Annotated in this window: 17 protein-coding genes and 1 tRNA gene; 5 read left to right on the top strand and 13 right to left on the bottom strand. The window is 55.3% G+C overall.

Features of this window, described 5'->3' with window-relative positions; all coding sequences use genetic code 11:
- The first annotated feature begins 26 nt into the window (after positions 1-26).
- Positions 27-1028: an SUMF1/EgtB/PvdO family nonheme iron enzyme gene (locus tag HBN68_RS03370; RefSeq protein WP_346010189.1), complete on the top strand. Its 1002-nt coding sequence runs from the start codon at positions 27-29 to the stop codon at positions 1026-1028.
- A 60-nt stretch (positions 1029-1088) separates the two neighbouring features.
- A complete protein-coding gene (locus HBN68_RS03365) occupies positions 1089-2090 on the top strand; it encodes an SUMF1/EgtB/PvdO family nonheme iron enzyme (protein ID WP_169962616.1) in 1002 nt (333 codons plus the stop codon).
- Between the two features lie 56 nt (positions 2091-2146).
- On the opposite strand, the gene HBN68_RS03360 is transcribed toward HBN68_RS03365, so the two are convergent.
- The 4 genes from HBN68_RS03360 to HBN68_RS03345 all read right to left on the bottom strand — a co-directional run bounded on the left by HBN68_RS03360 (position 2147) and on the right by HBN68_RS03345 (position 8176).
- Positions 2147-4675, bottom strand: a complete 2529-nt coding sequence (locus HBN68_RS03360; RefSeq protein WP_169962612.1) for a LysM domain-containing protein — start codon at positions 4673-4675, stop codon at positions 2147-2149.
- Positions 4676-4694: 19 nt separating this feature from the next.
- Positions 4695-5528 carry a DUF4123 domain-containing protein gene (locus HBN68_RS03355; protein ID WP_169962610.1) on the bottom strand — a complete coding sequence of 278 codons (834 nt, stop codon included), beginning with the start codon at positions 5526-5528 and terminating at the stop codon, positions 4695-4697.
- Positions 5525-7576: a type VI secretion system tip protein TssI/VgrG gene (gene tssI / locus HBN68_RS03350; protein WP_169962607.1), complete on the bottom strand. Its 2052-nt coding sequence runs from the start codon at positions 7574-7576 to the stop codon at positions 5525-5527. Before tssI ends, HBN68_RS03355 begins: the two co-directional genes overlap by 4 nt.
- A gap of 72 nt (positions 7577-7648) precedes the next feature.
- Positions 7649-8176, bottom strand: coding sequence for an Hcp family type VI secretion system effector (locus tag HBN68_RS03345; RefSeq protein ID WP_169962605.1), 528 nt, complete (start codon positions 8174-8176; stop codon positions 7649-7651).
- Between the two features lie 1126 nt (positions 8177-9302).
- Here HBN68_RS03345 and HBN68_RS03340 point away from each other — a divergent pair.
- The gene (locus HBN68_RS03340; protein WP_169962603.1) at positions 9303-10943 is read left to right on the top strand and encodes a GMC family oxidoreductase N-terminal domain-containing protein; all 1641 of its coding nucleotides are present in this window, start codon (positions 9303-9305) and stop codon (positions 10941-10943) included.
- Positions 10944-11046: 103 nt separating this feature from the next.
- On the opposite strand, the gene HBN68_RS03335 is transcribed toward HBN68_RS03340, so the two are convergent.
- From HBN68_RS03335 to HBN68_RS03320, 4 genes are all read right to left on the bottom strand, one after another.
- Positions 11047-12270 (bottom strand): amidohydrolase family protein, encoded by a 1224-nt coding sequence (locus tag HBN68_RS03335; protein ID WP_169962601.1) that lies wholly within the window; start codon positions 12268-12270, stop codon positions 11047-11049.
- A gap of 70 nt (positions 12271-12340) precedes the next feature.
- Positions 12341-12580 carry a DUF2790 domain-containing protein gene (locus HBN68_RS03330; protein ID WP_169962599.1) on the bottom strand — a complete coding sequence of 80 codons (240 nt, stop codon included), beginning with the start codon at positions 12578-12580 and terminating at the stop codon, positions 12341-12343.
- A gap of 76 nt (positions 12581-12656) precedes the next feature.
- A complete protein-coding gene (gene cynS / locus HBN68_RS03325; RefSeq protein WP_169962597.1) occupies positions 12657-13127 on the bottom strand; it encodes a cyanase in 471 nt (156 codons plus the stop codon).
- 29 nt (positions 13128-13156) lie between these two features.
- Positions 13157-13798 (bottom strand): carbonic anhydrase, encoded by a 642-nt coding sequence (locus HBN68_RS03320; protein ID WP_169962595.1) that lies wholly within the window; start codon positions 13796-13798, stop codon positions 13157-13159.
- Positions 13799-13909: 111 nt separating this feature from the next.
- On the opposite strand from HBN68_RS03320, the gene cynR reads away from it, so the two are divergent.
- Positions 13910-14806: a transcriptional regulator CynR gene (gene cynR, locus HBN68_RS03315; protein WP_169962593.1), complete on the top strand. Its 897-nt coding sequence runs from the start codon at positions 13910-13912 to the stop codon at positions 14804-14806.
- Between the two features lie 604 nt (positions 14807-15410).
- On the opposite strand, the gene HBN68_RS03310 is transcribed toward cynR, so the two are convergent.
- From HBN68_RS03310 to HBN68_RS03290, 5 genes are all read right to left on the bottom strand, one after another.
- Positions 15411-15486 (bottom strand) — tRNA-Gly (locus HBN68_RS03310).
- A 66-nt stretch (positions 15487-15552) separates the two neighbouring features.
- Positions 15553-16110 carry a CDP-diacylglycerol--glycerol-3-phosphate 3-phosphatidyltransferase gene (pgsA, locus tag HBN68_RS03305; RefSeq protein WP_047275824.1) on the bottom strand — a complete coding sequence of 186 codons (558 nt, stop codon included), beginning with the start codon at positions 16108-16110 and terminating at the stop codon, positions 15553-15555.
- Between the two features lie 32 nt (positions 16111-16142).
- Positions 16143-17966, bottom strand: a complete 1824-nt coding sequence (gene uvrC / locus HBN68_RS03300) for an excinuclease ABC subunit UvrC (protein ID WP_169962591.1) — start codon at positions 17964-17966, stop codon at positions 16143-16145.
- Positions 17967-17968: 2 nt separating this feature from the next.
- Positions 17969-18607 (bottom strand): UvrY/SirA/GacA family response regulator transcription factor, encoded by a 639-nt coding sequence (gene uvrY, locus HBN68_RS03295; protein WP_047273603.1) that lies wholly within the window; start codon positions 18605-18607, stop codon positions 17969-17971.
- A gap of 120 nt (positions 18608-18727) precedes the next feature.
- Positions 18728-19093, bottom strand: coding sequence for a helix-turn-helix transcriptional regulator (locus HBN68_RS03290; protein ID WP_094995225.1), 366 nt, complete (start codon positions 19091-19093; stop codon positions 18728-18730).
- A gap of 81 nt (positions 19094-19174) precedes the next feature.
- Between HBN68_RS03290 and HBN68_RS03285 the strand changes: the two genes are divergently transcribed.
- Complete coding sequence (locus HBN68_RS03285; RefSeq protein ID WP_070411782.1) at positions 19175-19405, top strand: DNA-binding protein; 231 nt, start codon at positions 19175-19177, stop codon at positions 19403-19405.
- Positions 19406-19417 lie beyond the last annotated feature (12 nt).

Genomic DNA, 19417 nt, shown 5'->3' with positions numbered 1-19417 from the left:
ACGTTGCCTGAAACAGGAACATGCCCGTGATAAAGAAAACTCTATTGCCTTTGTGTATATCGATCATGCTGATGGGTTGCCAAGCACAAACTTCCGTTCTGCCAAAAAGCCAGAAACTGTCAGCGGACAAAGTCGCTGAAATAGCGGCGACCATCGAGCGGACTTACCCCAAGCTGTCCACTGAAATTCGCGGTCAACTGTTGAACACCGTGGTGAAGTCTCTGGACAACATGGTGTTTGTCGAAGGCGGTGAGTTTCAGATGGGGGATTTTGGTTGGCCACATAACTTTGATATCACCAACATGTGTGACTGGCCTTGCGGTATGGACCCCGAGCGGATGGGGCCCCTGAGCATGGGAACCGATAATAAGTTCGTTCACCCCGTCAAGCTGAGCAGTTACTCCTTCTCTAAATACCAAACAACCTTGGGCGATTTTGATCTGTTCTTTATCGCTCAGGGTAAACCGTTGTTTGATGCAGAAAATCGTAATCGGGAGGATTTACAAGAAATTTTTTACGCTCCCAACCTTCCCGCACCGGTAAAAAGCTGGCAGGAAGCGAAGGACTATTGCGGATGGCTCGGTAAGTTGAGTGGCTATCCTGTTGACCTGCCTACTGAGGCTCAGTGGGAATATGCTGCTCGTAATAGGGGTCAATACGTGATGTTTGCCACTGACAATGGAAGTTTGGACGTTGGTCGAAATTATCCTGTTTCAGGTGAATGGAAAAGGCTCACTTTTGCTGTCGATAGTCTGGTTCCCAACCCCTTGGGGATTTACAACCTCACCGGCAATGCCACTGACTGGGTTAATGACTGGTACGACAAAGACTATTACCGCGTTTCCCCGCTGGCAAACCCTGCTGGGCCCGAAAAAGGCACACTAAAAGTTCTTAGAGGATCTGGGTATGGTGAAAACCCGCTGCTTAGTTCAAGCACCGTAAAACGCTGGGCACAAGAACCGGTTAGAAAATACTATTCCCCTGGCTTTAGTTTCCGCTGTGCCATTCAATCTGATCAACCTCTCTAACAATAGATTATGAGGTCGCATTTGTAGCCCCCTCACGTTGCCTGAAACAGGAACATGCCCATGATAAAGAAAACTGTATTGCCTTTGTGTATATCGATCATGCTGATGGGTTGCCAGGCACAAACTTCCGCTCTACCAAAAAGCCAGAAACTGTCAGCGGACAAAGTCGCTGAAATAGCCGCAACCATCGAGCGGACTTACCCCAAGCTGTCCACTGAAATTCGCGGTCAACTGTTGAACACCGTGGTGAAGTCTCTGGACAACATGGTGTTTGTCGAAGGCGGTGAGTTCCAGATGGGGGATTTTGGTTGGCCACATAATTTTGATATCACCAACATGTGTGACTGGCCTTGCGGTATGGACCCCGAGCGGATGGGCCCCTTGAGCATGGGGACCGATAATAAATTCGTTCACCCCGTCAAACTGAGCAGTTACTCCTTCTCCAAATACCAAACTACATTGGGCGATTTTGATCTGTTCTTTATCGCTCAGGGCAAACCGTTGTTTGATGCAGAAGATCGTAATCGGGAGGATTTACAGGAGGTTTTTTACGCTCCCAACCTTCCCGCACCGGTAAAAAGCTGGCAGGAAGCGAAGGACTATTGTGGCTGGCTCGGTAAGTTGAGTGGCTATCCTGTGGACCTGCCTACTGAGGCTCAGTGGGAATATGCCGCCCGTAATCGGGGTCAATACGTCATGTTTGCCACTGATAATGGAAGTTTAGACTTTGGTCGAAATTATCCTGTCTCAGGTGAATGGAAAAGGCTCACTTTTGCAGTCGATAGTTTGGTTCCTAACCCTTTGGGAATTTACAATCTGACTGGAAATGCCACAGACTGGGTAAACGACTGGTACCACAAAGACTATTACCGCATCTCACAGCTCATGAATCCTAGTGGCCCTGATACTGGAACACTTCGTATTCTTAGGGGTTCAAGCTATCTTGAAGATCCTTTATTGAGTTCTAGCACAGTAAGGCGTTGGGCACAAAGACCTGACAGAGAGCACTATGTGCCAGGGCATAGCTTTCGCTGTGCAATTCAGTCAGATCAGCAGATTTAGTTAAGAAGTAATAAGGGCGCATATCATGCATCGCGCCCTTTTCATCAGCCTAAAATTTACACTAGCCCTTCAAACCGGCCGCTCCTCTGGGCAGCAACCAATATTTTCTCTTTACGCCAGGCATTGCTGGGAGACCAGGCTATCCGAACAGATTTATCTGATGTCTGGTTCATAGACAGGTTATCAATAAAACGGTTGAACTCATTTTGCTCGTACCCATCAAGTAAAGCGTTGATTCGCTCCAGACTGTTCATAGCATTGACCTTTGACGCGTCGCGCGAACAATGCTCCAGCACTTTGATGAATTGTCGCCAGCGACGCACCTCGGACAGAAGAATAACCAAGGCCTGCTCCTGCTTTTCATTGAAGCTACCAATGCCTGTGGCGATGACTCCTTCAGTTAACAAATAAACCATAGGACCAATAGTTTCTGGGGGAAGCACACTCAACGGAATTTTTTGCTCACGAATGCGCAAGACTTTATCGTCTCTATGCGCGATTAAATATTCAGCTAAAGATGCTGCTTCGAACCTTGTCACCCTCCTCTTTTGCCACCATCTAGCCATTTCACCACCCCCATATTCAAACACTTGCTGAAATGTGCCTATGCGAGAAATAGCAGCTTGATAAAGCCCTGAAGTCATATAACTGAAAGCCTCCTTTGTCACTCCAATAAGATGCCTGTAATCCATATCAGCCAGCGCATTACAAAACAGCAATGCCAACTTGCCGACTTGATCCAGTTCCACCACGGTGCCAAACCCGCCCCCGGCACCCGGCCCTAATACCACGGATCCTTTGCAGTTAAACGCCAACCGATCATTCGAAATACTGATGCCGAATTCGCCACTGCCGCCGATTCCTACTGCAGCATTACCTTCCATTTTCACCTCGGCCAATTTGACCCAATTGCCCCTCGCCGGCTCTGTAATCGCGTTGCCCCCTTCGTCAGGTTCAATCCATTCAAAGAAACCACTCAAGGCACCTCCGGTCTGAGCACCGGCAAAGGCATCACATTTGACCCCGACGTAACCACTGCGCCCGACCTCCATGGTCGGAGGCCCTAACAGCGCGGTGGCGCCTGCCGGTGTTTCGCTCGGTTTGTACTGGATGTTGACCCCCGTTTCGACCTGTGACTTGGCGCCGACAAAACACGACAGTTCCAACTTGCCGCCCAGGCGAAACACGCCCATCGGGTGAAGGACTTCTTCACCCAACGCATTGCGGTAGGCCATGGTGGCAACGTAGCCACCTTTATCAGGGAAATACCTGTCGAACGTGACAGACCCTTCACCCAGCGAAAACGCGGCGCTGCCTTTGACGCCGACATCAATATTGCCCTCCTCGGGCTCCCAGCTATTGACGCCAGCGCTCGCACTGGCCGCAAATCGCAGCGCGTGGGCCTCCGCAGAGACGGCATAGGGCATGGCACCGCTCTGATCGGTCGTCCATGCCACCTCTTTGTGCAAGGCGTTGAGCAAGTTGTCGGTCTGGCTGTTCCACAGCCCGATCTTGAGTTCCAGATTGCCCAGCGGCCCTGCCTTGCGGCCGTCGCTGATGGCTTCTTTGATGTCTTTTATCAAGTCTTTGGCCAACTGCTTGTTGAACGGCTTTCCCGCCATGACACGGGTCGACACGCGCACATGCCATGCGGTGATCTGCCGATAAGGGATGTAGTAACGCCGGGCTGGCTCGCCAAACACACTGATTTCCAGGACGCGTATCCCTGTTCTGCTCTGTATGCCACCTTCACGCCTGCTGCTGCGCCCCTTGCCATGCTTCGCGTCGGGGGCAGCGTCGTTCGCATGGGTCTCGCTGTCTGAGCTGACGGGGGTGACGGCATTGGACGCGCCTGAAGCCCGCACGGCTGTTGGCTGCGTTGCCAGTTGGGCTTGCAGTTTGCTGATCTGCAGGTCGAGTGCCTGGGTTTTTTTCGCCTGCAATGTCTCCCAGTTGCTTTCAACCCGCGTATGCAAGGCGCTGGCTGGCGAATAGTTCTGATACCAGTCACGCGCCTGCTGTAACGTCGCCAGTTCGCCTTCCAGGTCGTTCTCGGAGGTCAGCGGTGCGGCGTTGTCTGCCTGGGGGCCGGGCTCACGCACCAGCAAGCCCGCCAATTGCGCCTTGGCGCACCACACTTCTTTCACGCAGCGGGTGCAGGTACACCCGGCGTCAGGGGCCTGTGGTTTTTTACACTGCGTCACGGGCAGGCTGTTTGTGAGGTTCTGATGCAGTTCATCCATCAGGGCCTGAACCCTGGTGGTTTCTTGTTTCAACGCTTTGCACTGTTTTTCAGTCAGTACATAAAAGTAAGGGTCCCCGGTGATGTGCACCACTTCCACCAGCTCTTCATCGCACTCGGTCTGCCCCATGAGTGCGATGCAGGTGGCGCTCTTGTCATGTGAGGGTGGGGGCAGTGATGGTTGAGAAGGCGTGTCCGAGAGCCTCAACGCCCACCCTTCCCTGAGAAAATCCGGGTCCGCAATAAACGGGTTAAGGGCTTGCAGGTCTGCCATCTTGACCCCGAGCTGCCGGGCAATCTCGCTCAATGTATCGCCGTATTTAACGATGTACGTCGTGCTCATCTGTCGTTGTCCTTGTAGTTCAGAGGCGCTCTAGCGCATTGAGTTTGTCGCCAAGGCTCAGGGCTTCACGTGCCAGTAATTCGCTAAAAGGGGCGCGACGCCAGAAGCCATCGCCCTTGCGCAGTGCAAGCCTCAACCAACGCTCCAGGTCGGCCAGTTGCAGGTAGCCGGCCTGCCGGGCGGCAAGCAGTTGCCGATACACGAACGTCTCTGGCTCAGGCATCGAGAGCACGGCCTGATAATCCCGGGCCAACCGAACGGCGAACAGGTGCAGACGGTGCTGTTGCATCAGGTGCTGACGCTCAAGACTCAGGTGCAGCCAGCCAGGTTTGAGCCTGTGAACCTCGGCCTCAGGCCGGGGAAGGGACAGATGACGCCACCCCAGCTCGTTGCGCCAGGCCATGTCGGTGAGCGGTCCCATAAACTGCACACGCTCGGCATCATTGAGGCTTCGCAGCAACGGTTCCAGCCAGCGCGGATCATAAAAACGCATTAAGCGGGCCGGGGTGTCCTCACTGCTGACGGTCAACAGACTGCGCCAGTGCTCTACCGCGGGGTCGAGGTGTTGTTCATTCTTCAGATAGAACACGCACCCGGCATCGACCCGCTCCAGTAAGGCACTGGCATAGGCCAACAATGCCCCGTTCATCGCGCACAGCACGGCGAACGGTCCGGCGGATTGCAGACCGACATAAGGCGTTGTGTCAAACAACGGCACACAGCGCTCCAGGCCATGGCCCATGCGCTGTTCGACCTGTTCTTGCAGGGCCGGATCGAAACTGGCGTCCAGAATCACGCACACCATGCCCGGCGCCACAGGCGCCTGAAAAGGCGAGGGAATCGAAGTCATCATGCTGTCTGGCCCTGTTGGTGGATGGGGCAGTTGCCCGATGCGTCGAGCGCACAGCCTGGCAACGGCAGCAACGTGCCCACAAAGGCTTGCAGTTGGTAAAACGCCAGATCCGGCAGGGTCAATGCCGAAGGGACTGACACGCCTTCAAGCATGCCTGGCAGCACCGGTGCAGCGGCCGTCCCGCTGGCAGGTGCGCCTCCGAGCTGAATCTCGGTACTGCTGAAAATACCGCCTGCGCCAATGACGAGGTGTTCACCGCCGCCTTTGAGGGTGATGCTGGCCCCCGCATCCAGAATCAGCTGCGCGCCGGCTTTGAGATGAACCTGTTGACCGGCCTCGATCACGACCGTTTGCCCGACACGGGTATGGCTGTTGCCCGCGACCACTAAATGATCGTTGGCCTTGAGCTGCACCTTGCGATCGGCCGTGACGGTGCGCTGTTCTTCAGCTTCCAGCACAGCGATGCTGTTGCCTTTGATGGTTTCGCGGCGTTCGTTGCCGACCTCCAGTCGGCTGTCGTTCTCGACCCGCTGCTCCATGTCGCGCTGCGCGCGGACATAAATCAGCTCCTGGCCGCTTCGATCCTCAATCGACAGCTCGTTGAAGCCGCCACTGGCAGGCGAGCTGGCGCTGCGCATCACGGTTTTGGTTTTATGAGCAGGCAACGGGTAAGGCGCGCGCGTGACCTTGTTGGGCACGCAGCCGGTAATCAGGGGGTTGTCGGGATTGCCCTCCAGGTAGGTCACGACCACTTCCATGCCGACACGCGGGACCGTCACGGCGCCATATCCTTGCCCTGCCCAGCTCGATGACACCCGTAGCCAGCAACTGCTTTTATCGTTTCCCTGTTCGGCGCGATCCCAATGGAATTGGACCTTGACGCGCCCATACTCGTCGCAAAATATTTCTTCGCCGGCCGGCCCGGTGACACGGGCGGTCTGGCTGGCCAAGAACGATGGACGCTTCACCAGCGGGGGGCGGTAAAAAACATCCCAAGGAATCGCGCTAAAGGTGTTGCAATAGCCTTGCGTGAAGGCGTCGCCAGACGTCACGTCGCTGGTTATCGACTCCTCAAGCACTTGGGGCTGTTTGCCCACGTGACGAACCCCCAGCAATAACCACAAATCGTTGTAGTGCTTGCGTGGGTGTTCGCTCAGGTTGAGAAAGTGACCGCTGCGCAAGGTCGGCTGGTCACTCTCCCCCTGAGCGACTTTGTAATCCGCACGATGGCGTTCCAGCGCTTGCCGAACGATCTGCCGCCCCTGCTTTTCATTGTCGAGGGGTGCCGGAGAGCTGTAATCCTCAAGCGCAGGGGTGAACTCGGCCGTGAATTGGCTCTCAAGCAATAAACTGGGACGTTTTAAATCGTAACTGCGCCGTGTCGTCGTGGTGGTGCGGGAGCTGAAGCGCACTGAAAACTGACTGACAACCGGGCAATCGGCCACCAGTCCGTTGCCTGGCTGGTATTGAGTCGTTCCCAGTTTTGGAAAAAAAGTCTGGTCCTCGGTGAACACCAACAGGTGGTCCTGCGCACTGTGCTGGTGATGCCATGAAATTCCGTCTTCACTGCATAAGCGCTGAATGAATTCGAAATCGTTTTCACCGTATTGAGTGCAATATTCGCGCTCAGGGCTTTTATTCACATGAAATCTATACGCATGGGCTTGAATGCCATGCCCTTTAAGCACCTGGGCGATAATCTGCGTCACTGTCAGGTGCTGGAAAATGCGTTGGTTAACGCTGTACTGCAAGTAATACAACGCAGGCACCAACGTCAGGTGGTAACGCGTCAGTCGTTTACCGGATTCGCCCACTCGCACATCTTCAATACGGCCATGAATACCCTCGCCTTTCAGGCCGAACTGGAGAAACGCTGGCTGGCTGAGCAAGCGTTCCAAATCAAAATCAGGGTGCTCGCTCACCAACTCCACCTTGATCGCATACAGCGTACTGATCGCTTCAAATCCATCAAAGGCAAGCACTTTGAAATCGTTACGAACATAGGGAATCGACAACGTGAAATGCGCAGTATTGGCGGGCGCAAACATAGGTTTGTCCTTACGTTTAAACGTGAGTTTTTGTAGCACCCCGGCCACTCAGTGACCGGGGTGTTTTATTCATCAGCCCGCTATAGCCGCAACCGGTGCACGCCAGTCATCGGAACCGGACGTGCCCGACACTTCGTGGGTCCAGGTGATTTTGCGGTAGGTAAACTCCACGTCTTCTAGATGGGTGAAGTGCGAACTGGATGGATCCTGGCAGTTGTGCATGTAGTCCTTGATGTCGACGATGATCGCGTCTTCAAGTTTGGTGGTGAAGTAATGCTCTTGCGTACCGGCAGCCGAAGTGCGGTACCACTGGATAGTGATCTCGGTCAGGCGCTCACCCGACGTCAGTGCTGCCAGCAGCAGCGGCGACGACTTGTCGAAGACTTTGGTGATTTTCACCGGCTTGTGTACGCGCTGACCGGTCGGTTGGCCCGATTGCGGGTCGCGAGGAATGATCACTTCGTGGCTGAAGCCCTGAACCATGACCTGGTCTTCATGACCTTCCTGGTAGGTATTGCCGACTGAATCAGCCGTGAATGCACCGGCTGTGATAAGGCCTTGTTTAGTGCCCGTGACGGACATATACGCTGGAGTAGCCATTGATGATTTCCTTGTTTAATAAATGAGTGCCGACAGGCGAAAGTGCTTGCCGGACAACAAGTAAGCAATCAATATTCATGCCAACTAATTTCGATATTATATATATCAAACAGTTAGCTAAATCACTTAATAAAAGCAAGGTTAATAGACGCTAAAAACAGGTAAAAAGTGCGCAACTTCTTGCGCAGTACTGTGCAAGAAGTTGCGCACCCTTCTGCGCGCCCTTTAAATCAATACTTACAGGCATGTATCCACAGACTTATCCACATTTAGGTGTGCAAGAAGTTGCGCAGTCACCCCAAAAACACAACTTTAAAATGAGCGTTTACAAGCGACCAATCGCCTTGAATAAAACCGTTTATCCTCACTTCGCAGCTATCAAAATCAGATGTCCGCTAACGGATGTAAATGTAGGAAAAAACAAACAGTAGTCATAGAAGATCACACTCAAATAGAGTCATGTTTACCGCTGACAATGGACGTTTAGGCTACGGTCGCAATGACGGGCATAGGCCGTACTTTTCTCGTTAATCGCTTTGTCGCTAATCCATTGGGCATTTATAACCTCACTGACAATGCCACCGACTGGGTTAATGGCGGGTACGACACAGATTATTAATGTATGTCTTCATTGATTAACTCGGCTGGTCCCGATACTGGAACCCTTCGGATTTTTAGGGGGGCGAACTACCCCGAAGACCCAATACTCAGCGCTCTTACTGGACGGCGCCTTGCACCAGAACCGGTTAGAAACACTATTCCCCCGGCTTTAGTTTTCGCTGCGCCATTCAGTCCGATCAACTTTTCTGACATCAACGTAATGGGGTCGCACTTGTAGCACCCTCACTCTTCCAACCGCTAAAGCCAACCTTTCAACTCGGCCACTACGCTGCGCAGCAACCCATATTGTTTCCTTACGCCAGCGCTTCGATGATTGGCAATCTCCCGTGAACAGCGCAAAGCATTGGGAGGTGACCCACGCTGCCTACTGAAGACCGGCTAGTCCGAAAGAGGTAAGCACCGGCAGAACGGCTGTGGAACGATTAAATGCCCGGTTTCAGGTTCACGCGGGAGCCAAGCCAATAATAGGCAGGGATATTTTGAACATAAGCCAGGGAGATCACTCTTGTCGGACACCTTTGACTATATCGTGGTGGGTTCCGGCTCGGCGGGCGGCACCCTGGCGGCGCGCCTCAGCGAGGACGGCCGGTACCGGGTGCTGGTCTTGGAAGCCGGCGGCAGCCACAAGCATTTTTTAGTCCGTATGCCCGCTGGCTGGGGGGCGATGACTTCCAGCCCTACGTTTTCATGGATGCATAAGACCGAACCGGAAAAGTATGCGGGCGGTCGTCGCATGAAAATGCCCAGGGGTAAGCTTGTCGGCGGCTCGTCCTCGATCAACGGAATGATCTATATCCGGGGGCACGAGCACGATTACGCCGATTGGGTAGCGGCTGGGGCCACGGGCTGGAGTTGGCCGGAACTGTTGCCGCATTTTGTGCGGACCGAAGATCAGCAGCGCATTCACAATGCCTGGCATGGCCAGGGCGGTCCGCTCAGGGCGAGCGACCTGCCGACAGTGCACCCGCTGACGCACGCGATGATTGACGCCGCCGTACAAGCAGGCCTGGACCGGGTCGACGATTTCAATGATGGGCAAGCCAGGGGCGCCGGGGTCTTCCAGGTCAATTTCCGTGACGGCCAACGCTCTTCAATAGCCAGCAATGCTATAGAGCCGGCACTGCTTCGATCCAATTTAAAACTGGTGATGCGGGCTATGGTGCAGCGCATTGTCTTTGAAGACCGCCGCGCAACCGGCGTGGAATATACCCTGCCCGATGGCACCCTTCGCCACGCCAAGGCCCGGCGCGAGATTCTGGTGTGCGCCGGGGCCGTACAGTCGCCTCAGTTGCTGATGGTCTCGGGCGTCGGCCCGGCATCGCAGTTACAGGCCTTGGGTATCCCGGTTGTTGTGGACTTGCCCGGCGTGGGCGAAAACCTGCAGGACCATGTGAGTGCGCCGTTGTGCTGGAAGTTAAAACCGGGCGTACGCGGCATGAACAGCCGGTTCCGGGGCTTGGGCCTGGCAGGCTCGGTACTGCGCTATCTGGCGAATCGCACCGGGCCGATGACGAGCCCACCCGCGCAATTCGGATGCTACCTCAAGAGCGATCCAGATCTGGCGTACAACGATATTCAGGTTTTCGGCCTGCCAATGACTGGCCAAAGCGATTGTGACGGCGACAAGGCCGCACAACCGGACAGTTTCGAGGGTATGACGCTGGGGCCCTTACAGGGACGGCCGTTCTCACGCGGCCATATACGCCTTAAAAGCCGCGACATGGATCAGCACCCGGCGATTACCATGAACTACTTGCACGACGCCCGCGATCGTCGCGCGCTGATCTGGGCTTTGCGCTGGTTGCGGGACATGGCGAAACAGCCCGCGCTGGCCGGACTGATCGACACTGAAGTACGACCCGGCCCAGAGGTGCAGACCGACAAACAATGGCTAGCCTGGATGGAGCCTTTACTTACCACCGCCTATCATCCCGTGGGCACTTGCCGCATGGGCCATGCAGATGACCCGATGGCCGTCTGCACGCCTGATCTTCGTGTCCGTGGGGTAGACGGTTTGCGGGTAATTGATGCATCGGTCATGCCCAATCTAATCTGCGGCAATACCAATGCCACAACGGTGGTAATTGGCGACAAGGGTGCCGATCTGGTGCTGGGGCTCGCGCCGTTGGCACCTTTACACCTCTAATGGCCGTCCAGTGACGGGCGAGCTTGTTAATGACCACAAGGGGGTGATTGAGCTGAAGGTCGTCGCGCTGATGACTGAGTTTCTAGCCCGGCCACGCCCAGAGTCAGAAAACCACCGAGCGCTGACAGACCGACGTCGCCACGATCTTTCCGCGCTTAAGCACCATCAACCGCGCAGGCAGGTCGAGAATTACGTCGCCCACCGATCGCGTATCCAGCAACACCAAATCAGCGGCTTTACCCGGCGCCAGTCCATAGTCCTTGAGCCCCAGCGCTTTTGCTGGATGCGTGGTCAGCATCGACAACACCGTGGCTTGGTCATCCGCTCCGCCCAGGTGACAGGCCGGAAGCGCCAGTTGCGCGATATTCAGCAAATCGCCGGTGCCAAAGGGGGTAAAGGCGTTGCGGATATTGTTGGTGGCTAAACACACATTCACACCCCCGTCCCGCAGTGCCCGCACCGGCGTCAGTGTACGGCGTACGTTATGACCGTCGCTGCGCGCACCGAGGTGCAAGTCGGTGGCGGGCAGGCACATGACGCTGATGCCGGCCTCGCGAATCAAGGCAATGATGTCCTGCTGTTTGTGCGGCGGCACCGCGTCCAGGCTGGTCAGGTGACCGACACACACGCGCCCTTGATAACCGGCTTCGATCGTCTTGCGCGCGAGGTATTCAATGGTCATGTGCTCGGCGTTGTCAGCGAAGTCCTGATGGAAGTCGATGTCCTTGCCGTAGTGCTTGGCCAGATCGAATACATAGTCGATGTGTTCATGGGCCGAGTCATCGTTGTAGGGAATACCGCCCACGACATCGGCGCCTTTTTCCATGGCCTCAACCATCATTGCCTGCATGCCCGGTAGTTTCAGAATGCCTTCCTGCGGGAAAGCTACTACCTGGATGTCGATGACATCTCGCAACGTGTCACGCAGTTCCAGTACCACATCAAAACCGGTGAAGCCTTGCACCGGGTCGAATTCGGCGTGGGCACGTACGTGGGTGGTGCCGGACTGCACCAATGCACGCAGTGCTTGAGTCGACCGCTCGAGGATGTCGTCACGGGTCAATGTAGGTTTAAGTTCAGCGGTAACCGCTATGGCCTCTTTCAATGTGCCGGAGCGATTGGCCTTGCGGTGCATGATATTGGCTTTTTCCAGGTGCAGGTGCCCTTCGACAAACCCCGGGATCAGCACGTTGCTGTGGCCTTCGATTTCCTGCGTGGCGCGCACTGAAAGGGTCGGCGCAATCTCGATAATCTTGCCGTCGTGCACCGCCACGTCCATCAGCGGTTTGGCATCGTCGATGCGTACCTTGCGAAAGATTAAATCCATGCCGTAGGCCCTCTGTGTTGCTGCCCTCAGACACGTCGGGGCAACGGTAGAAAAACAAATAATTGGGGGTTCAACCGTTGGAACAGCCGTTCCCCATCACTCGGTATTCAAGAATGTGTTTCTGGCCCTTGGAGTCTTCATAGGTCATGCGCACTGGCACGACGGCGCAGACATTGGCGATTTCAGTGGTAGAAATAACGTGAGCGATGTCCAGGTGCTGGCTATAGCTGTAGTGCTCAACCGGTAGCGGCTCGTCGGCCATGGCCGCAGCGCTAAACACGCCGGCTATCAGTAGAAGTAACGCTTTCATGCTCAGAAGCTCTCTTCCTGATTGTCGGAAAAATGGAGCCCGGCAGCCATAAAGCGCCGGGTCCATGGGGCATTGATCAGAACGGTTTGGTCGGCAGGTACTTGCCATCCAGGGTAATGACCGCACGGGAGCCGCCGTCGGGGTCATCGACCTTCTTGACGTCCAGTTTGAAGTTGATGGCGCTGATGATGCCGTCGCCAAATTTTTCGTGAACCAGCGCCTTGAGCGTGGTGCCGTAGACCTGAATCATTTCGTAGAAGCGGTAGATGGTCGGGTCGGTGGGAATGCCGTTACCGATACTGCCGCGCAGCGGAATGCTTTGCAGCACAAGGACAGCGTCTGCGTCGAGGCCCAGGGTGTCGGCAACCACACGGGCGGCCTCGGCTGGCAGCGGGTGTTGACCGAGCAACGCAGCGGTGACGAAGGCTTCATGCAGGCCGGTGCCTTCGGCGATTTGTGCAAACGACAAGTCTTTGCGGGCCTTGGCCAGCAAGATGACGTCGGTCAGGGCATGGCGAGCGTTTTGGTTGATGTGTGACTGGATCATGGTGGGTTCTCCGTGGGTAAAAATCAGGGTTAGTGCGAAACAGCGCGAACTGTCGGGTTTTCGGCCAGTGGCACGAACGTGCCGGTGCGACGATCGAAGGCCTGGATGCAGCCGCTTTCGATGTCGTACACCCAGCCATGCAACGTCACGCGCTGTTCTTCGAGTGCGAGGCGTACTGAAGGATGTGTCTGGATATTGGCCAACTGGGCGATGACGTTTTCCCGCACCATCGAGGCGACTTTGGCGTGCTGGTCGACGTGCTGACGGGCCTCATTGACCACTCGACCGGAATCGGCGTAGCGCAACCAGCCGGCCACGGCGGGCATGTGATCCAGGCACTTGCAGGTGGCGATGGCGGTCATGGCACCGCAGTCGGAATGCCCGCAGATCACGATGTCGCTGACTTTCAGGGCGGCGACGGCATATTCCACCGAGGCCGACACGCCGCCCGGCTCAGGGCCATAGGACGGGACGATGTTGCCAGCGTTGCGGATGACAAACAGGTCGCCCGGTTCCCGCTGTGTGACCAGCTCCGGTACCAGCCCGCTGTCTGAGCAAGAGATGAACAACGCCCGTGGGCTCTGTTGGTTGGCCAGGCCTTTGAATAGGCCGGCACGTTCCGGGAAGGCATTGCGCTGAAATTTAAGGAAACCGTCGATGATGTCTTGCATGGGTGACTCCGTGGGTTCGCGATGCGATGAAGCAGAGGTTACGGAGAACGTGAAATAAGGTAAAAGACTGATATATGATCGCAAGCATTAGATAATCTTATAGGTACGACCATGCTCGCGCGTCATATCCAATATTTCCTTGCGGTCGCGCACCACCAGGGCTTCACCCGTGCAGCGGCGGCATTGCATGTCTCGCAGCCCGCGCTGTCACAGCAAGTGCGGCAACTGGAAGAAAGCCTCGGCGCGCAGTTGTTTGATCGCACAGGTCGCAAGACGCGCTTGACCGATGCCGGAGAGGTTTACTTGCGCTATGCCCTGCGCGCGGCCCAGGAACTGCGCGAAGGCCAACGGGCGATCCATGATGTGGGCGATCTCAGTCGAGGAACGCTGCGCATCGCAGTGACGCCGACCTTCACCACTTACCTGGTCGGGCCACTGGTACAAGCCTTTCACTGCCGCTACCCGAACATTGTGCTGAACGTGCAAGAGCTCGCCCAAGAGCACATGGAGCACCAACTGCTGGCTGACGAACTGGATGTGGGCATTGGGTTTGATGAAGTGCATGCGCCAGACATCGAGGCCTTTGCACTGTTGGTAGAAACGCTTGCTTTGGTCGTGGGGAGCCAACACCCGCTGGCCGGGGAACAGACCATCGGGCTGGAGACGTTGAATGCGCAATCTCTGGTTCTGCTCAGCAACGCGTTCGCCACCCGCGAGCAGATCGACCGCTATTGCACCCAACATGGCATCCGCCCGCGCGTGGTCATGGAGGCCAATGCGATTGGTGCATTGATTGAGGTGGTGCGCAGAACTGCACTGTCGACCTTGCTGCCTGCCGCCATAGCGCGGGCGCACCCCGCGTTAGTCGCTGTTGAGCTGGGACCGCACCGGTTGGAACGCACGGCAGTATTGATGCAGCGCAAGAATGGCTATCAATCCTCGGCGGCACGGGCATTTATGGCGCTGGCCAAGGAAGTGGCCAGCGACCTGACGGCCAATTCAAAATAGCGTCTTTCGGATAGTCAGTGGCTCAGGGAAAGGCGCAGGTATTAGCGTGCGGAAGTAGTGATAGACCCCACCCTTCAGGCCATTGGCGCGCATGCCCTGAACGTTATCGATAAATTTGGGGTCGGTAGAGCTGCCGCCCTGACCGATAGAGCGCGACCCCAGTGACGGCGACACAGGGTTGGCAAAGATACGTCGTATTTAAGACCGCGTACGTGGGCGCCTTTCTTTGAACGAGAGTGCGCGATGTTCGATCCAGCGATCAAACAGGCCAAGGAAGGGGTGAGTTTGTGTCCGCCGGTCGGCTTAACAGTTGCGTCGGCGCTGCAACTGAGGGGTGTCGTCATTGCCGATGGGCTAGGCGTGCCGGATGGGAGCCTCTATAAGAGCCATGCTCTAGTCTCCTGAAGGTTGATTTCAGGACTAGATATTCAGCACATGACTGGTCAGGCTCGCGCAACAATCCGCTCACGAAGCCATCACGAAATGGACTGACTTAGTCGAGCTGCCGTGGTTTTTAATGGATTCTGGCGGAACGAAAAAAAGACGCCTAAGCGTCTATTTTCAATGACTTACAGAATTCCATGGAACTCTGTAGATCGATATTTGGAGCGGGAAACGAGACTCGAACTCGCGACCCCGACCTTGGCAAGGTCGTGCTCTACCAACTGAGCTATTCCCGCGTCTTGGTGCTGGGCATTCTATAGTTTTCAAAGAATGCGTCAACCCCTTGATTCAAAAAGTGTTATTTATTTTTCAGATGTGGTCTTCAAGTGCGGCCAGGCAGCCCGCAGATATTGGAGCATCGACCACAGGGTCAAACCCGCAGCCACAAGCAGCAGGCCGTAGCCTACCAAGACCCAGAAACTGAAATCCGAAGGGTTGGCCAACAGAATGACCAGCGCCAGCATCTGCGCCGCCGTCTTCCATTTGCCCATGTTGGACACCGCAACCTGAGCACGCGCGCCCAACTCGGCCATCCACTCACGTAAGGCCGAGATGACAATTTCACGACCAATAATCACTGCGGCAGGAAGCGTCAGCCAGACGTTGTGATGCTCTTGCACCAGCAACACCAAGGCCACCGCCACCATCAGCTTGTCGGCCACCGGGTCAAGGAAGGCACCAAATGGCGTGCTTTGCTCCAGACGCCTTGCCAAATAGCCGTCCAGCCAGTCTGTTGCAGCCGCAAAGGCGAAGACAGAACTTGAGGCGACATAACTCCAGCTGTAAGGGAGGTAGAACAAAAGAATGAAGATAGGAATCAGGAGAACGCGTAGTACGGTGATCAAATTAGGGATATTCATCGGCACAACTGGCTACGAGGTGAGGTGGCATTCTACTCGCTGTGCAGGTTTGCATAAATCAACTCAGCGAGCTTTTTACTGATCCCGGGTGCTTTGGCGATCTCCTCGATGCTTGCACGAGACAGCTCTTGTAATCCACCAAAATGTTTCAATAAGTCTCGGCGGCGGGTTGGGCCGACCCCGGCGATACCTTCGAGGGTAGACGTTCTGCGTGTTTTACCGCGGCGGGCCCGGTGCCCGGTGATGGCAAAACGGTGAGCTTCATCGCGAATCTGCTGGATCAAATGCAGTGCGGGCGAGTCCCCTTTTAACGTGAACTCGTGGGCGGCGTCGTTCAAGTACAAGGTTTCGAACCCGGCCTTGCGCGTCGTGCCTTTGGCAACACCTAACAAAATAAGGTCTGGAACTGCCAGTTCATTGAGTACATCCCGCGCCATGGACATTTGTCCCTTGCCGCCATCCACCAGCAAAATGTCCGGCAACTTGCCCTCCCCCTCTTTGAGGCGGCTAAAACGTCGCATCAACGCTTGATGCATCGCGGCATAATCGTCACCCGCGGTCACACCTTCAATGTTGAAACGCCTGTAATCCGACTTGATAGGGCCTTCCGGGCCAAATACGACACAGGACGCAACCGTCGCTTCACCGCTGGAGTGACTAATGTCGTAGCACTCCAGCCGCTGCGGAATCTCATCCAGCTTAAGGACCTTGGCCAACGCCTCAAATCGGGCTGCAACATGCTGACGATTGGCCAGACGGGCGCTCAACGCCTGTTCAGCGTTGGTGACGGCCAATTGCTGCCAGCGGGCACGCGTTCCGCGCACTCGATAGCTGATGGCTATTTCCCTGCCCCGCAGCTCATCAATCGCTGCACTGATGGCTTCAAAGCTTTCGTGCTCGACGTTAACAATCAGTTCGCTGGGCAAATCGCGCTCAGGGCTGCTGATGTAGTACTGCCCGAGAAAAGCCGCCATCACTTCAGCGACTTCTTCCTCGATCCCGACTTGCGGGAAGAAATTCTTGCTACCGAGCACCCGTCCACCGCGCACATTGATCAAGTGCACACACGCCCCGCCTGGGTTAACGAAGGCTGCAATCACATCCACATCGCCATTACCGCCCTCCATGCTCTGCTGATCCTGGACACGGCGTAACAAGGAGATTTGATCGCGCACTTGGGCAGCGCGCTCGAAATCCAGCGCGCTGGCAGCCTGCTCCATTTCAGCATTCAGTTCATCGGTCAGTGCACTGCTGCGCCCTTCCAGGAACATCACCGAGTGGCGCACGTCTTGTGCGTACTCCTGAGGATCAACCAGACCTACGCACGGGCCTTTACAGCGTTTGATCTGATACTGCAGACAGGGCCGGGTTCGGTTTTTGAAGTAACTGTCTTCGCATTGGCGCACCAGAAAGGTCTTTTGCAACAGACTCAAGCTTTCTCGAATCGCCCCGGCGCTAGGGTAAGGCCCAAAGTACTTGCCCTTAGGCTTTTTGGCTCCACGGTGGATACTCAATCGGGGGAATGGACCATCGGACAAAAAGACATAGGGGTACGATTTGTCATCACGCAGCAGAATGTTGTACGGCGGCCGCCATTCCTTGATAAGGGTCTGCTCAAGCAACAAGGCTTCGGTTTCGTTGGCAGTGATCGTGGTTTCGATCTGCGCAATACGCCCCACCAAGGCAGCAGTCTTGGGCGCCAGCCCCGTCTTGCGGAAGTAGCTGGCCAAGCGTTTTTTAAGGTTCTTGGCTTTGCCGACATACAGCAGGCGCGCCTCGCTATCAAACATGCGATAAACGCCGGGCCGACCGCTGCAGGTCGAAAGAAAGGCACTCGGATCAAACACGTCAGTCATTATCAACCGGCATCTACCATGCCATGTCGAACTGCCAGCAAGGCCAGTTCCACATCACTTTTGACGGAGAGTTTTTCGAAGATTCGATAACGGTAGGTGTTGACCGTTTTAGGGGACAAACAGAGCTTGTCCGAAATGACCTGGACTTTCTGGCAGCCCACAATCATCAAGGCAATTTGAATTTCACGTTCGGATAATGCATCGAATGGGGAATCGCTAGCAGGCTGAAATGACTTGAGCGCCAACTGCTGCGCGACTTGCGGGCTGATGTAACGCTGACCGGCAAACACTAGCCGGATGGCCTGAACCATTTCGGCCAGACCTGCTCCCTTGGTCATATACCCTGCGGCGCCCGCCTGCAGAAGACGCGTCGGGAAGGGGTCTTCTTCACACACGGTCACGGCGACTACCTTGATGTCCGGATGGCTACGCATCATTTTTCGCGTCGCCTCAAGACCACCAATGCCTGGCATTTTAACGTCCATCAAGACGACATCTGGCTTCAGTTCACGAGCCTTGATCAACGACTCTTCACCGGACTCGGCCTGGCCGACGACCTGGAGGCCGTCGATATCCGCCAGCATTCGTGTGATGCCTGTACGCACAAGATCATGGTCATCGACCACTAGAACCCGAATCAAGTCGACACCTCGTAAATTGGTCTTCTTTGGTTGCCGACACCTTAGCAAAAAACCAAAGCTCCAACCTACTTACCTGCACCGCCCTTCCCTGGAGACACTTAAAACGCTGATAGACACCTGCTAGGCGTCTGTTGGATCAGGACGAATCTTGCTCGCATGTATGATAGACAGGTCGGCCAGTGTTGTCGTTAAACGGCGGATAGCATCCTGATCTTCTTTTTGCAGCACCCGATAGCTGACCAAAACCTTTTCTTCGACCTGACTCAGATTGTCCATAAGCGTCGGGGTGGGGCTACCTGTCAGTACATACAACACATCCACGCCGCGCTCTGCCACCCGCGACAGATAATCGGCCTTGGGCGCACGATCACCATTTTCATATTTGCCCTGGGCATTAGCTTCAACGCCACCGATCATGCCAAAAGCTTTCTGCGACAAGCCCAGCCGCTCTCTCTCTTGCCTCAACCGCGAACCGATTCCACTCATTTGGATGTAAGTTCCCATTTTAAACACCCGCTAGGATGGTATAATCAAAAAATATTAAACAACTTTGAACGGTTTTGAACTATGACCGGAATTCGTACTGCCGCACAAGCCAAGGCATGGCTGGAACATCAGGGAAAGTCGGTTCAAGAGTTTGCTCGAGAGCACGGCGTTGATCCCGCGACCACCTATCAAGTGCTCGCTGGGCGCAAAAAAGGGAAACGTGGTGAAGCCCACAAAGTGGCGGTACTTCTGGGCATGAAAGACGGCATCATTGCCACTTCTTCTGAAGCGAAATGCGATGAATTGCTTTGAGTATGCGCTTAA

Source organism: Pseudomonas sp. WS 5078, assembly GCF_012985745.1.
Taxonomy (GTDB): Bacteria; Pseudomonadota; Gammaproteobacteria; order Pseudomonadales; family Pseudomonadaceae; genus Aquipseudomonas; species Aquipseudomonas lundensis_A.
Note: the sequence above shows the minus strand (reverse complement) of the source record. Positions and strands in the feature narration are given on the sequence as shown.

Bases quoted from the DNA above. Each gene is read 5' to 3' on its own strand.
- HBN68_RS03365 (WP_169962616.1), top strand. From the start codon at position 1,089: ATGATAAAGAAAACTGTATTGCCTTTGTGTATATCGATCATGCTGATG.
- HBN68_RS03360 (WP_169962612.1), bottom strand. From the start codon at position 4,675: ATGAGCACGACGTACATCGTTAAATACGGCGATACATTGAGCGAGATT.
- HBN68_RS03355 (WP_169962610.1), bottom strand. From the start codon at position 5,528: ATGATGACTTCGATTCCCTCGCCTTTTCAGGCGCCTGTGGCGCCGGGC.
- tssI (WP_169962607.1), bottom strand. From the start codon at position 7,576: ATGTTTGCGCCCGCCAATACTGCGCATTTCACGTTGTCGATTCCCTAT.
- HBN68_RS03345 (WP_169962605.1), bottom strand. From the start codon at position 8,176: ATGGCTACTCCAGCGTATATGTCCGTCACGGGCACTAAACAAGGCCTT.
- HBN68_RS03335 (WP_169962601.1), bottom strand. From the start codon at position 12,270: ATGGATTTAATCTTTCGCAAGGTACGCATCGACGATGCCAAACCGCTG.
- HBN68_RS03330 (WP_169962599.1), bottom strand. From the start codon at position 12,580: ATGAAAGCGTTACTTCTACTGATAGCCGGCGTGTTTAGCGCTGCGGCC.
- cynS (WP_169962597.1), bottom strand. From the start codon at position 13,127: ATGATCCAGTCACACATCAACCAAAACGCTCGCCATGCCCTGACCGAC.
- HBN68_RS03320 (WP_169962595.1), bottom strand. From the start codon at position 13,798: ATGCAAGACATCATCGACGGTTTCCTTAAATTTCAGCGCAATGCCTTC.
- cynR (WP_169962593.1), top strand. From the start codon at position 13,910: ATGCTCGCGCGTCATATCCAATATTTCCTTGCGGTCGCGCACCACCAG.
- pgsA (WP_047275824.1), bottom strand. From the start codon at position 16,110: ATGAATATCCCTAATTTGATCACCGTACTACGCGTTCTCCTGATTCCT.
- uvrC (WP_169962591.1), bottom strand. From the start codon at position 17,966: ATGACTGACGTGTTTGATCCGAGTGCCTTTCTTTCGACCTGCAGCGGT.
- HBN68_RS03290 (WP_094995225.1), bottom strand. From the start codon at position 19,093: ATGAGTGGAATCGGTTCGCGGTTGAGGCAAGAGAGAGAGCGGCTGGGC.
- HBN68_RS03285 (WP_070411782.1), top strand. From the start codon at position 19,175: ATGACCGGAATTCGTACTGCCGCACAAGCCAAGGCATGGCTGGAACAT.